The organism is uncultured Endozoicomonas sp. (genome assembly GCF_947495845.1).
Classification (GTDB): domain Bacteria; phylum Pseudomonadota; class Gammaproteobacteria; order Pseudomonadales; family Endozoicomonadaceae; genus Endozoicomonas.
This window is the reverse complement of the sequence record NZ_CANMAO010000113.1, coordinates 1-318: the sequence shown is the minus strand read 5'-3', so window position 1 is coordinate 318 and position 318 is coordinate 1. Positions and strand designations below refer to the sequence as shown.

The window sequence follows — 318 nt, the reverse complement described above, 5'->3', positions numbered from 1 at the left end:
GACCGGTAGTTCAGTTGGTTAGAATGCCGGCCTGTCACGCCGGAGGTCGCGGGTTCGAGTCCCGTCCGGTCCGCCATCTCTTGTAAAAGGTTGTTTCGCGCCTGTGTATCAATTCCAAATCAGGGATTGATCTTAAAGTGAATTCTGATAGAGTCTCTCTTCCGCTAAATACGCGGATGTTCGGTCTGACTGGCTGAATTATGAGGAGTTTATCAATAGCAGTGTTGAAAAACGTTTATGTGGACCGGTAGTTCAGTTGGTTAGAATGCCGGCCTGTCACGCCGGAGGTCGCGGGTTCGAGTCCCGTCCGGTCCGCCA

1 tRNA gene is annotated in these 318 nt (G+C 52.2%); it reads left to right on the top strand.

Features of this window, described 5'->3' with window-relative positions:
- Positions 1–241 precede the first annotated feature (241 nt).
- Positions 242–318 (top strand) — tRNA-Asp (locus Q1B11_RS20340).